Origin of the sequence: Gordonia sp. LUNF6 (assembly GCF_047041125.1) — a bacterium.
Classification (GTDB): Bacteria; Actinomycetota; Actinomycetes; order Mycobacteriales; family Mycobacteriaceae; genus Gordonia; species Gordonia sihwensis.
Map to the genome: position 1 here is coordinate 1,566,543 of NZ_CP178181.1, position 12,700 is coordinate 1,579,242.

General features: G+C 68.2%; 12 protein-coding genes. 8 read left to right on the top strand and 4 right to left on the bottom strand.

Features of this window, described 5'->3' with window-relative positions; translation table 11 throughout:
- Nucleotides 1–226: 226 nt before the first annotated feature.
- From ACK8HH_RS07315 to proB, 5 genes are all read left to right on the top strand, one after another.
- Nucleotides 227–3,388, top strand: coding sequence for a translation initiation factor IF-2 N-terminal domain-containing protein (locus ACK8HH_RS07315; protein WP_412475653.1), 3,162 nt, complete (start codon nt 227–229; stop codon nt 3,386–3,388).
- Nucleotides 3,389–3,612: 224 nt separating this feature from the next.
- Entirely contained in the window at nt 3,613–3,924 is a 312-nt protein-coding gene (gene rplU / locus ACK8HH_RS07320) for a 50S ribosomal protein L21 (RefSeq protein ID WP_006896649.1), read from the top strand.
- A gap of 34 nt (nt 3,925–3,958) precedes the next feature.
- Entirely contained in the window at nt 3,959–4,222 is a 264-nt protein-coding gene (rpmA, locus tag ACK8HH_RS07325) for a 50S ribosomal protein L27 (protein WP_006896650.1), read from the top strand.
- Nucleotides 4,223–4,327: 105 nt separating this feature from the next.
- Nucleotides 4,328–5,833, top strand: a complete 1,506-nt coding sequence (obgE, locus tag ACK8HH_RS07330; RefSeq protein ID WP_045539525.1) for a GTPase ObgE — start codon at nt 4,328–4,330, stop codon at nt 5,831–5,833.
- A complete protein-coding gene (gene proB / locus ACK8HH_RS07335; protein ID WP_045539523.1) occupies nt 5,823–6,941 on the top strand; it encodes a glutamate 5-kinase in 1,119 nt (372 codons plus the stop codon). Before obgE ends, proB begins: the two co-directional genes overlap by 11 nt.
- 313 nt (nt 6,942–7,254) lie before the next feature.
- Here proB and ACK8HH_RS07340 read toward each other — a convergent pair whose 3' ends face one another.
- From ACK8HH_RS07340 to ACK8HH_RS07355, 4 genes are all read right to left on the bottom strand, one after another.
- The gene (locus ACK8HH_RS07340; protein WP_006896653.1) at nt 7,255–7,677 is read right to left on the bottom strand and encodes an ectoine synthase; all 423 of its coding nucleotides are present in this window, start codon (nt 7,675–7,677) and stop codon (nt 7,255–7,257) included.
- Nucleotides 7,674–8,972: a diaminobutyrate--2-oxoglutarate transaminase gene (gene ectB / locus ACK8HH_RS07345; protein ID WP_045539522.1), complete on the bottom strand. Its 1,299-nt coding sequence runs from the start codon at nt 8,970–8,972 to the stop codon at nt 7,674–7,676. Before ectB ends, ACK8HH_RS07340 begins: the two co-directional genes overlap by 4 nt.
- 37 nt (nt 8,973–9,009) lie before the next feature.
- Nucleotides 9,010–9,534, bottom strand: coding sequence for a diaminobutyrate acetyltransferase (ectA, locus tag ACK8HH_RS07350; RefSeq protein ID WP_006896655.1), 525 nt, complete (start codon nt 9,532–9,534; stop codon nt 9,010–9,012).
- 106 nt (nt 9,535–9,640) lie between these two features.
- Entirely contained in the window at nt 9,641–10,543 is a 903-nt protein-coding gene (locus tag ACK8HH_RS07355; RefSeq protein ID WP_062367616.1) for a Sir2 family NAD-dependent protein deacetylase, read from the bottom strand.
- Nucleotides 10,544–10,604: 61 nt separating this feature from the next.
- Between ACK8HH_RS07355 and rsmD the strand changes: the two genes are divergently transcribed.
- The 3 genes from rsmD to ACK8HH_RS07370 all read left to right on the top strand — a co-directional run bounded on the left by rsmD (nt 10,605) and on the right by ACK8HH_RS07370 (nt 12,625).
- Nucleotides 10,605–11,150: a 16S rRNA (guanine(966)-N(2))-methyltransferase RsmD gene (gene rsmD, locus ACK8HH_RS07360; protein WP_039867503.1), complete on the top strand. Its 546-nt coding sequence runs from the start codon at nt 10,605–10,607 to the stop codon at nt 11,148–11,150.
- A 51-nt stretch (nt 11,151–11,201) separates the two neighbouring features.
- Nucleotides 11,202–11,690: a pantetheine-phosphate adenylyltransferase gene (coaD, locus tag ACK8HH_RS07365; RefSeq protein WP_006896658.1), complete on the top strand. Its 489-nt coding sequence runs from the start codon at nt 11,202–11,204 to the stop codon at nt 11,688–11,690.
- Nucleotides 11,691–11,836: 146 nt separating this feature from the next.
- Complete coding sequence (locus ACK8HH_RS07370) at nt 11,837–12,625, top strand: DivIVA domain-containing protein (protein ID WP_006896659.1); 789 nt, start codon at nt 11,837–11,839, stop codon at nt 12,623–12,625.
- Nucleotides 12,626–12,700 lie beyond the last annotated feature (75 nt).

Here is a 12,700-nt window from a genome sequence, read left to right on the forward strand (position 1 = left end):
CTTTGGCACCGACGATCGACGCACAGCCGTTTTGAGTACCCGGTTCCGTCCGACCCCAGCCTGGGGTCCGGCTTCGGTCCCAGGCCTGCGTCACGCAAGGCGTCTTGACGACGCGAAGACCACATAACACCCGGCCGTAGAGGCCGGCACACATTGGAAAGGCCCTCGCGTGGCCGCGTTGTCGAGTTCATCTGTGCGACGCGCCCGGGGGTCTTGAGGAGACCACGTGACAGATAACGGGTCGTCGGCTGATGCCACTTCGGCAGATCAGCCAGCGGAAAAATTCCCCCTTCGACTCCGCGTGCATGCGCTCGCCCGCACGCTCGGACTGACCAGCAAGCAGGTGCTCGCGCACCTGCAGGAGATGGGGGTGACGGCGCGCACCGCGCAGTCGTCGATCTCTCGAGCCGACGCCGAAGCCGTCGAGCTCCGTATCAGTGGTGCCGTCGAGGATGCGGCAGATGAGGCCGGAGAGCCGGGGGCGCCGTCGCTGTTCTCGGCGGTCGAGACGCCGCAGCCGGTGTCGACGGCGAAGGCCGAGGCGACCGCGCCGCTGTTCCTGGCGGCGGACGCCGATGAGACCGCTCCGGCCGGTGAGAAGACGGCCGAAGCCAAGAACACCGAAGCCAAGAAGGCCGGCGGCAAGAAGTCGGACGGCAAGAAAGCCGACAGCAAGAAGTCAGACGGCAAGAAAGCTGACGGTAAGAAGGCCGAGGGCAAGAAGGCCGAGAGCAAGAAGGCCGAGACCACGGACATCCCGGAATCGGATGGGTCCGAGAAGCAGGCCGACAAGAAGCCGGGCAAGAAGAAGGCGTCGGCGAAGAAGCCCAAGAAGTCCGAGGTCGACGAGGCAGGCACCGGTGACGAGACGCCGGCCGCTCCGGAGACCGCCACAGCGCCCGTCGAGCCCGAGTCGGAGGTTCCGGCAGCCGGCGGGGAGGATGACGAACAGACGTCCGGCGAGAGCGAGAGCCGGTCCCGCAGGCGCAGGCGCGGGCGTCGCGGGCGCGGTCGCGGACGCGGCGATCAGGGCCCCGAGGGATCCGACAGTGAGTCGGACGACGCTCAGGACGGCGTGGAGTCGGACCAGAACACCGCCGAGACGAGCGGTCCCGAGAAGAACGGGCCGGACGACGACACGGCCGATGCGGACCAGACACAGGCCGATGCGACCGGATCGGAGTCGGACGAAGAGACCGAGGCGGACTCCGAGGCAGCGGTCCCGTCGAGCAAGCGGCGTCGCCGCCGGCGCCGCCGCCGTGGCGGGTCCGACTCGGATGAGACGGTCTCGGCGGACGATCCGCCCAACACCGTGGTCCACGAGCGTGAGCCGCGCGCCAAGAAGGTGCGTGACGAGGTGCAGGGCATCTCGGGTTCCACGCGGCTGGAGGCGAAGCGGCAGCGCAGGCGAGACGGTCGTGACGCCGGGCGGCGTCGTCCGCCGATCCTGACCGAGTCGGAGTTCCTGGCGCGCCGGGAATCGGTGGAGCGCGTGATGGTGGTGCGTGAGCGCGCCGCCTCCGGTGCGGGCGACGGCCACGATCAGCATGCGGCGCCGGTGGAGGACTACACGCAGATCGCCGTCCTGGAGGACGGCGTGCTGGTGGAGCACTTCGTCACCACCGAGACCTCGCAGTCGATGGTCGGCAACATCTACCTGGGGCGCGTGCAGAACGTGCTTCCGGGCATGGAAGCCGCCTTCGTCGACATCGGCCGCGGACGCAACGGCGTCCTCTACGCCGGCGAGGTCAACTGGGAGGCCGCCGGCCTCGACGGCGGTTCGCGCAAGATCGAACAGGCTCTCAAGCCGGGCGACCACGTTCTGGTCCAGGTCAGCAAGGACCCGATCGGGCACAAGGGCGCACGGCTGACGACGCAGATCTCCCTCGCCGGCCGGTACCTGGTGTACGTGCCGGGAGGGACGTCGACGGGTATCAGCCGCAAGCTCCCCGACACCGAGCGCAAGCGTCTCAAGCAGATCCTGGCCAAGCTCGTCCCGGACGAGGCCGGCGTCATCATCCGGACCGCGTCCGAGGGCGTCAGCGCCGAGGAACTCGGCGCGGACATCGAGCGCCTCGAAGCACAGTGGAAGAGCATCGAGGCGGCGGCCGACGAGCACCGGTCGAAGGCACCGGGCACTCCGAAGGCGCTGTACGAAGAGCCGGATCTGCTGGTTCGAGTGGTCCGTGACCTGTTCAACGAGGACTTCCGCAAGCTGGTCGTCGAGGGCGAACGCGCGTGGACGCAGGTATCGGGGTACGTCAACGACGTCGCTCCCGACCTCGCCGAGCGGCTCGAACGCTTCACCAAGGCGCATGCCGACGCGCCCGACTCGTTCACCGTGCACCGCATCGACGAGCAGCTGGCCAAGGCGCTCGACCGCAAGGTGTGGCTGCCGTCCGGCGGCACGCTGATCATCGAGCACACCGAGGCGATGACGGTGGTCGACGTGAACACCGGCAAGTTCACCGGCTCGGGCGGCAACCTCGAGGAGACCGTCACGCGCAACAATCTCGAAGCCGCCGAGGAGATCGTGCGGCAGATGCGCTTGCGTGACATCGGCGGCATGATCATCGTCGACTTCATCGACATGGTTCTCGAATCGAACCGCGACCTCGTTCTGCGACGGCTCACCGAGGCGCTGGCCAGGGACCGCACGCGGCACCAGGTCTCCGAGGTGACCTCGCTGGGACTGGTGCAGATGACCCGCAAGCGGCTCGGCACCGGCCTCCTCGAGGCGTTCTCGACCACCTGTACCGCGTGCTCCGGTCGCGGGGTGATCGTGCACGCCAATCCGGTTGAGGTACGCCCGGCTGACGACGGAAGCCGCAACGGCGGCGACGGGGGTTCGCGCAAGTCGCGCCGCTCGCGTCGGCGCGGGGGAGACCAGCAGCCGCAGCAGGAGGCGGCTGCGCCGGCCAAGCCCGCACCGCACAAGCCGGCCGCCGAGCATCCGCTGTTCCGCGCCATGGCGCATCCGGACGACCACGACGAGCACGACGCGGCGGCCGAGCCGGCCGCCGATACCTCGGTGCCCGAGGTGAAGGCGCCCGAGGTCGAGAATGCCGAGGTCGAGATCGCTGAGGTGGCCGTGGCCGAGGTCGCTGCCACAGACGGTGCAGTGAGCGAAGTCGCGGCGGAGGTCGTCGTCGAGACGATGACGCAGACACCGGAGCCGCCGGTGGCGGTGGTGACGCGTCGACGTCGTCGCGCAGTACGCCGTGCGGCCGCACCGACGACGGCCGTCGAGTCGGTGGACGAGGTCGTGGAGCATGAGCCGGTGACGACGGTGGCCGAACAGTCCGCCGAGCCGGTGGTCGCGGTCACGCGCTCGCCCCGGCGGCGCAGTGGTCGCCGCGCCGCGGGGCCGCCGCCCGCGCAGCAGTGACCTTCCTCTCGGCGCGCGGCCCGCGCGCCGAGAGTTTGACCTGGACAGGCCCGGTACCGTAGCCTTGACAGGTCGCCTCCCGCAGGCGCGTAGACAGTTGCGCGCATCGGCGGGAGAGGTTCGAGGGCCTTGAGGCCGCGGACCGCACACACCAGATTATGTCGGACACGCAGGATCGGCCTGCGCACTCCGGCCCGATGAGACGAGTTAAGAGGACAGCGGGAATGGCAACGTACGCGATCGTCAAGACCGGCGGTAAGCAGTACAAGGTCGCCGAGGGCGACATTGTGAAGGTCGAGAAGATCGACGGAGAGCCTGGCAGCACTGTGCAGCTGCCGGTTGCGCTGGTCGTCGATGGTGCGAATCTGACCACCGACGCCGACAAGCTCGCCGCTGTCTCGGTCACCGGTGAGGTCGTCGAGCACACCAAGGGCCCGAAGATCCGGATCCACAAGTTCAAGAACAAGACCGGCTACCACAAGCGCCAGGGCCACCGTCAGCAGCTGACGGTCCTCAAGGTCACCGGTATCAAGTAGAACTCGCTCTTCAGCATTTCAGGAGGACAGTCAGATGGCACATAAGAAGGGTGCATCGAGCTCGCGCAACGGTCGCGATTCGAATGCTCAGCGACTCGGTGTGAAGCGTTTCGGCGGCCAGGTCGTCAGCGCCGGCGAGATCCTGGTCCGTCAGCGCGGCACCAAGTTCCACCCGGGTGTGGGCGTCGGCCGCGGTAAGGACGACACGCTGTTCGCTCTCGCGGCCGGTGCGGTCAAGTTCGATGTGAAGCGCGGTCGCAAGACGGTGAACATCGTCCCGGAGCCGGTCGCAGTCTGACCTGGCATCCGAACTCATAGCTCTTTTCGACAGGGCGGGCAGGGTCTCTAGACACCCTGACCCGCCCTGTCGGCTTATCTGGACCCATTCGAGGAAGGCTGGAACATGTCACGCTTCGTCGACCGCGTGAAGATCGAGGTCGTGGCGGGCAACGGCGGCCACGGCTGCACGTCCGTGCATCGCGAGAAGTTCAAGCCGCTGGGCGGCCCCGACGGGGGCAACGGCGGCCGGGGCGGCGACGTCCGGCTGGTCGTCGACCCGCAGGTGCACACCCTCCTCGACTTCCACTTCCGGCCGCATGCGCGGGCGACCAACGGAAAGCCCGGCATGGGCGGCAACCGGAACGGCGGCGCCGGTGAGGACCTGATCCTCAAGGTGCCCGACGGGACGGTGGTGATCGACGAGGACGGCGAGATCGTCGCCGACCTGGTCGGTGCCGGTACCGAGTTCATCGCCGCGCAGGGCGGCCGGGGTGGTCTGGGCAACGCGGCGCTGGCCTCGCGGGCGCGTCGGGCGCCGGGATTCGCGCTGCTCGGCGAGCCCGGAGACGAGCGGGAACTGACCCTCGAGCTCAAGTCGGTCGCCGACGTCGGGCTCGTCGGCTTCCCGTCGGCGGGCAAGTCGTCGTTGGTGTCGGTGCTCTCCGCGGCGAAGCCGAAGATCGCCGACTACCCGTTCACCACGTTGGCTCCCAACCTGGGCGTCGTGACCGCCGGTGCCGAGGTATTCACCGTCGCCGACGTGCCCGGCCTGATCCCCGGAGCGTCGCAGGGGCGCGGACTGGGACTGGACTTCCTCCGGCACCTGGAGCGCTGCGCCGTCCTGGCGCACGTCGTGGACTGCGCGACCCTCGAACCGGGACGCGACCCGGTGTCGGACATCGACGCGCTCGAGGCCGAACTCGCGGCGTACCAGCCGGCGCTGGACGCCGACCACTCGCTGGGCGACCTCGCCACGAGGCCGCGCGTGGTCATCCTGAACAAGATCGACATTCCCGAGGCGGCTGAGCTGGCGGATCTGGTGGAAGCCGACATCGCCGAGCGAGGCTGGCCGGTGTTCCGCATCTCCGCTGTGGCCCACCAGGGACTGTCGGAGCTGACCTTCGCGCTCGCGGAGATGGTGGCGCGGTACCGGGCCGAGCACGCCGAGCCCGTGGCCCGCCGCGCCGTCATCCGGCCCAAGGCAGTCGATGAGTCGGAGTTCACCGTGGTCGCCGATCCCGATGTCGAGGGCGGGTTCATCGTGCGCGGGGCCCGTCCGGAGCGGTGGGTGCGTCAGACGCAGTTCGACAACGATGAGGCCGTCGGCTATCTCGCGGATCGGCTGAACCGCCTCGGCGTCGAGGACGCGCTGGTGAAGCGGGGTGCCAAGCCGGGCGCGCCGGTGACGATCGGCGAGATGACCTTCGACTGGGAGCCCACGACTCCGATGGGCGTGGCCGTGCCGATCACCGGCCGCGGCACCGACATCCGTCTGGAGCGCAACGACCGAGTGGGTGCCGCAGAGCGCAAGCTCGCGCGCAAGATGCGCCGCCAGGCCTCCGATGAGAACGAGCTGGGTTGGGGCGCAGGGGATCTCGGACAGGAGGAGTCGGACGTCGATGACGAGTGATGTTCGGCAGTTCCTCGCGACGGCCCGCAGCATCGTCGTGAAGATCGGTTCGTCCGCCGTCACCGACATGGTGACCGGCATCGACCACGCCAGGCTCGATGCGCTGGTCGACGCACTCGAAGCACGGATGCGCGCCGGATCGGACGTCATCGTCGTGTCGTCGGGGGCCGTCGGCGCGGGAATCGCGCCGCTGGGCCTCAAGAAGCGGCCCCGCGACCTCGCGACCAAGCAGGCGGCGGCGAGCGTCGGCCAACTCCGCCTGGCGCACGCCTGGGGGACGTCGTTCGCTCGTTACGACCGTACCGTCGGCCAGGTGCTGCTGACCGCCGACGACGTGTCGAACAGGTCCCACCACGCGAATGCGCAGCGAACTCTCGACCGGCTTCGCGCGCTGCATGCGGTGGCCGTCGTCAACGAGAACGACACGGTCGCCACCAACGAGATCCGCTTCGGCGACAACGACCGGCTGGCCGCCCTCGTCGCACACCTGGTGCACGCGGACGCGCTCGTGCTGCTGTCGGACGTCGACGGGCTGTACAACGGCGATCCCCGCAGACCCGGCCCTGACGGCCAACCGGCGCGGCTGATCGAACAGGTCGACGGACCCGACGACCTGGACGGAGTGATCGCAGGCAACGGCGGTGCGCTGGGAACGGGCGGCATGGCATCGAAGCTGGCGGCGGCGCGGCTGGCGGCCGACTCGGGTGTCCCGGTGCTGTTGGCCGCGGCCTCGGCCGCCGGTGAGGCGCTGTCGAACGCTTCGGTCGGCACCGTCTTCAAAGCCCGGCCGACCCGGATGTCGGCCAGACGGTTCTGGGTGCGCCACGCAGCCGAGGCGCGCGGCACGTTGACGCTCGACGACGGTGCTGTCGCCGCGGTCTGCGGTCGGCGACGGTCGCTGTTGGCCGCGGGTGTCACCGCGACGGTCGGCGACTACTCCGACGGCGACGTGGTGGAGCTGGTTGACGCGGCCGGAACAGTTCGCGCCCGAGGCGTCACATCGTATGACGCCGACGACGTCGCGCAGATGATCGGCCGTTCGACGTCCGAGCTGCCCGCCGATCTGCGCCGTCCGATCATCCACGCCGACGACCTGGTCCCGGCCTGACTCCGGGTTTCGTCGGAGGGGAGTGTCGAGGCGGTGGTGTCTCGATACGCTCGCTCACTTCGTTCGCGTGCGACTCGACTGGCCTGGGGGTGACGGACCGGCAGGGGTGTCTCGATACGCTCGCTCACTTCGTTCGCGTGCGACTCGACTGGCCTGGGGGCGCGGCTTGTCGACTGGCCTGGGGGGGACGGCCCGGCAGGGTTGTCGAGTAGGCCCGGAGCGCAGCGGAGGGGCGTATCGAGACCGGGCGGACACGGAACCGAAAGCGCCCACCCGACCAGCGGTCGGGTGGGCGCTTTCGCTGCGGAAACAGTCAGTCGGCTCGGTGCTTGCCCTCGCCGGCGGGGACCGTGACGAGCGGGTAGACGCCGTTCTCGTCGTGGACCTCGGTGCCGACCACCGGCGGGTTGAAGACGCACAGCATCCGCATCTGCTCGTCGACGGTCACGGTGTGACGCTCGTGGCCGTCCAGCAGGTACATGCTGCCCGCGCGGAGCGGGTAGATCTTCCCGGTCTCCCGGTCGAGCAGGGTGCCCTTGCCCTCGACCAGCCAGACGGCCTCGACGTGGTTCGCGTAGTGGAACTCGTTGATCGAGCCGGCCGCGATCGTGGTCTCGTGGAACGAGAATCCGACCCCGTCGCCACCGAGCACGATCCGCTTGGAGACCCAGTTGCCCTTCGGGTCGGCCACCTCGCGGTCGGTTCCGGTGATCTCTTCGGTGGTGCGGACGATCATGCTTCGGCCTCCTCGGGGGCGGTGTCGGCAGCGAAGGCCTCGTCGACCGATTCGCTCAGGATCTGCAGACCGTGGGCGAGATCCTCGCTGCTCATGGTGAGCGGGGGAAGGAGTTTGACGACCTCGGAGTCAGGACCCGACGTCTCGGCGAGCAGGCCCTTGGAGAACGCGATCTCGCACGTCCGGCCGGCCAGCTCGGGCTTGTCGAAGGCGAGGCCCTGGACCATGCCGCGGCCCCGGTGCGACAATCCGTCGTGGCGCTGGCACAGGTCCTCGAAGGACTGCGCGATCTCCATGCCCTTCGCCTTCACCTGGACCGAGAGCGCATCGTCGGACCAGTACTTGTTGATGGCGGCGGTCGCGGTCACGAACGCGGGGTTGTTGCCGCGGAACGTGCCGTTGTGCTCGCCGGGCTCCCAGACGTCCAGCTCCGGACGGAGCAGGGTCAGTGCGAGCGGCAGTCCGTAGCCGCCGATCGACTTCGACAGCGTGACGATGTCCGGCACGATGCCGGCCTCCTCGAACGAGAAGAACTCGCCGGTGCGGCCGCAGCCCATCTGCACGTCGTCGACGATCAGCAGGATGTCCTTGCGCTTGCAGAGGTCGGCCAGGCCGCGCAGCCACTCGGGACGCGCCACGTTGACGCCGCCCTCGCCCTGAACGGTCTCGACGATGACGCCGGCGGGCCGGTTGAAGCCCGAGCCGGAGTCCTCGAGAACACGCTCGAACCAGGCGAAGTCTGCGACGCTGCCGTCGAAGTAGTTGTCGAAGGGCATCGGCGTGGTGTGCACCAGCGGTACGCCGGCGCCGTTGCGCTTCATGGCGTTGCCGGTCACCGCCAGCGAGCCGAGCGTCATGCCGTGGAAGGCGTTGGTGAAGTTGATGACCGCTTCGCGGCCGGTCACCTTGCGGGCCAGCTTGAGCGCTGCCTCGACCGCGTTGGTCCCGGTGGGGCCGGGGAACTGGACCTTGTAGTCCAGCCCGCGGGGCTCCAGGATCTTGGCGGCGAAGGTCTCGAGGAATTCGCCCTTCGCGCGGGTCGACATGTCGAGTCCGTGAGTGATTCCGTCACGGACGATGTAGTCGACGAGCGCATCCTTCAGAACAGGATTGTTGTGGCCGTAATTGAGAGCGCCTGCGCCTGCGAAGAAGTCAAGATAGCGATTCCCGTCGACGTCTGTCAGCCAACTGCCCTGAGCAGTGTCGAAGACGGCGGGCCAATCACGGCAGTAGGAGCGGACTTCGGATTCGTGCTTGGTGAAAGTTCGGTCGTCCAGTGCAGTTTCGATTGTCATTTTCGAGAGTTTCCTCGTTTGAGTTCTGCCGGTTCCGCTATTGAGCGGAGCCCGGCGTCAGCAGATACAGGTCCTCGGGCTCATGGGAGTCGATGAACAGTTCCGCGCTGAAGAACGGTTCGCGTGTCAATTGCAAACCGAGGGCTCGGGCAGCGCCTGCGAACAGTCGCTGGGACGCCTGATTGTCGGGGCTTATCGTGGTGTTGATGGCGACGACACCGGCTTGAGCGCAGTGCCGGAACAACTCGCAGACCATCCGCTTGGCGATCTGCTTCCCGCGTTGCGTCTCGTCGACGGCCACCTGCCACACCATGAGGGTGTCGGGTGCCGCTGGTCGACGGTATCCGGTAGCGAAGCCGACGACGTCTCCGTCGAATTCAGCCACGATCGACGTCTCGGAAAAATCCTGTGACCAGAGAACGTAGGCATAGGGCGAATTAACGTCCAGCACGCGCGAATCGCGAGCGATCTCCCATATTCTCTTTCCGTCACGGGCCCGCGGTCGCCGGAAGGTGACCGTGTTTCCGTTGTCTGTCTCCGGTGAAGGATCATTCGGGTTCATGACGTGACCGAGGCTATCGGCCGTTCATAGGAAAGTCACCGCAGATCGAATATTGCCTGCGCGGAACCCCGCCTTTGTGCAGTTCAAGCAAACAATGTGGTGTACGTCACAGTAACGTTGAACGTGCGGCAGCGATGCGGTCTGCGACCGCGGGAAGAATGACCTCGCACCGGTGGTCGATCTTCAGGGTCGCCAGGTCGTCGCCGCGCGTTCGGCCGCGGTTCACGATCGCTACCGGCTTGCCCGCGGCCACCGCTCTGCGGACGAATCTCAGTCCGGACATCACGGTCAGCGACGACCCGGCCACGAGCAGCAGGTCGGCGTCGTCGACCAGGGAGAACGCCTGAGCCACCACATCCGGGCCCACCGTCTCCCCGAAGTAGACGATGTCGGGCTTCAACACTCCGCCGCACCTCGCGCAGTCGAGCATCACGAAGTCGCCGATGTCCTCGAGCGCGGCGTCGGCGTCGGGGGCCACCTCGATCGCGCCTCGGGAGGCCACCCGATCGGCGTAGCCGGGGTTCGCCGACTCCAGAGCCTCGGCGAGCCGGTGGCGGGAGAGCTGTTCGCCGCAGCCCAGGCAGCGGACGCGACCGTAGGAGCCGTGCAGATCGACCACCGGGCGCGACCCGGCCTTCATGTGGAGCATGTCGACGTTCTGTGTGATCACCCCGGAGAGGACTCCCGCGTCCTGCAGGGTGCGCAGTGCCCGATGGGCGGCGTTCGGCGCGGCGGCGTCCATATGCCGCCATCCCAGATGGTTGCGGGCCCAATACCGGCGCCGGCTCTCTGGGGAGGAGAGGAAGGCCTCGATCGTCATGGGACGCCGCACGGGGGAGTCGGGGCTCCGGTAGTCGGGGATTCCGGAGGGCGTCGACAGTCCGGCGCCCGTCAGCGCCACCGCGCGGCGGCCGTCCATGAGTTCGGCGAGTTGCTCGGCACGGCCGTCCGGATCCGGATCGGCCACCGTGGGCGCTGCCGGGGTCCAGGCCGTCGTGCGGATGCGCATGCCGACAACGCTACTGCGGGCGGGTTCGCGGGCGCGACTATCCACTACCATGGGTCTCGATATGACCAGAATCATCGCCGGTGACTTCCGCGGCCGTCGGCTCGCCGTTCCGGCCGACACCACCCGGCCGACCTCCGACCGCGTTCGCGAGGCACTCTTCTCCATGCTCGGCTCCCGGATGGACCTGTCCGGAGTCCGCGTGCTCGACCTCTATGCCGGCACGGGCGCGCTCGGACTCGAGGCGGTGTCCCGGGGAGCGGCGTCGGCGGTGCTCGTCGAGTCCGACCGCCGGGCTGCCGGGGTGCTGCGGGACAACGTCGCCGTCTGCGGCGCAGCGTCGCGGGTCCGGATCGTCAACCGCCCGGTGGAGTCGTTTCTGGCGGCGCCGTCCGGAACGTTCGATCTGATCCTCCTCGATCCGCCTTACGAGGTGCCTTCCGAAGAGGTCGACCGAATGATCTCGGCATGCGAACCGGTTCTGGCGTCCGACGGCTGGGTGGTGGTGGAGCGCGGCCGTCGCAGCGCCGCCGTCACCTGGCCCGACGGACTGGAGGAAGTGACGTCGAAGCAGTACGGCGACACGGTGGTCGTGCTGGGTGGTCGCTGACCGCGGCCGTCGCCGCGGCGCCGGAGACGGCGTCGCGTAGATTCAGCAGACATGAGTGCTGCAGTCTGTCCCGGGTCGTACGATCCGTTCACTCTCGGCCACCGCTTCGTCGTCGAACGCACGGCTGCCCGGTTCGATCGGGTGGTCGTGGCCGTCGTGGTGAACCCGAACAAGCAGGGGATGTTCACCGTCGAAGAGCGCATCGCGCTCATCGAGCGGGACTGTGCCGACCTGGAGAACGTCGAGGTGCGCAGCTGGACCGGTCTGGTGGTGGATCTGCTGGTGGCAGAGGGCGCCGACACGATGGTCAAGGGGCTGCGTTCGGAGAGCGACTTCGCCTACGAGATCCCCATGGCGCAGATGAACCGGGAGCTGACCGGGTGTGAGACGTACTTCATGCTCACGGATCCGCGGTACGCGCACGTCTCCAGTTCGCTGGTGAAAGAGGTCGCCAAGCTCGGCGGCGACGTGACGCCCTATCTCTCCGAGCACATTCACCAGGCGCTGGCCGACCGTTTGTCGCAGACGCGCAGTGTCTGACGGATACGCCCACTGACAGTCCGGGCCTGACGGGGCGACACGCCCGATGCGGCCCTCCGGCGTCACAGTCGCAACATTCGGCACAATGGCCTCAGTGATATCAAAGGCCGCCGAACCTACGGCTGTGCCGGATCGGAGATTGAATCGTGTACCGCGTATTTGAAGCGCTTGACGAGCTGGTCGCGATCGTCGAAGAGGCGCGCACCGTGCCGATGACCGCGGGGTGTGTGGTTCCCCGGGGCGATGTGCTGGAACTTCTCGACGATCTGCGCGATGCGCTGCCCGGCGAGCTCGACGACGCGCAGGACGTGCTCGACGAACGCGACACCCTCGTGTCGAACGCGCGTGAGCAGTCCGATCGCCTCATCACCGGTGCCGAACGCGACTCCGAGGCGATGCTCGCTCATGCGCGGGCCGAAGCCGATCGGATCCTCGCCGAGGCGAAGGCTCGAGCCGACCGGATGCTCGACGAGGCGAACGGCAACGCGCAGGCCGTCATCGCCGACGCGAACGACGAGGCCCAGCGGCTCGAGCACAGCGCCGCACGCGAGTACGAGGCCGTGACCGGCCGAGCCCGCGCCGAGGCCGGACGCGTCGTAGAGGCGGGCAACGCCAGCTACAACAAGTCCGTCGCCGACGGCATCGCCGAGCAGCAGCGGCTGGTGTCCGAGTCCGAGGTGGTCTCGGCCGCCAAGCAGGAGGCCGAGCGGATCATCGATGCGGCGCACGCCGAATCGGACCGGCTGCGCGGTGACTGCGACATCTACGTCGACGACAAACTCGCCGACTTCGAGGAGATCCTCACCGGCACGCTGCGGTCGGTGAACCGCGGACGCCAGCAGTTGCGGACGGGCGCGGGCATGCACGATTACGTCGAGTATCCGCACGGCATGGACGAGGGACCGCAGCCGGGTCCGGCGCAGATGGCGGGCTGAGGTCGCGCTCGATCCGGGACGCGGCCACTGAACTTCGTTCGAGCAGGGACTACTGAGTAACATCGTTCGGGTGAC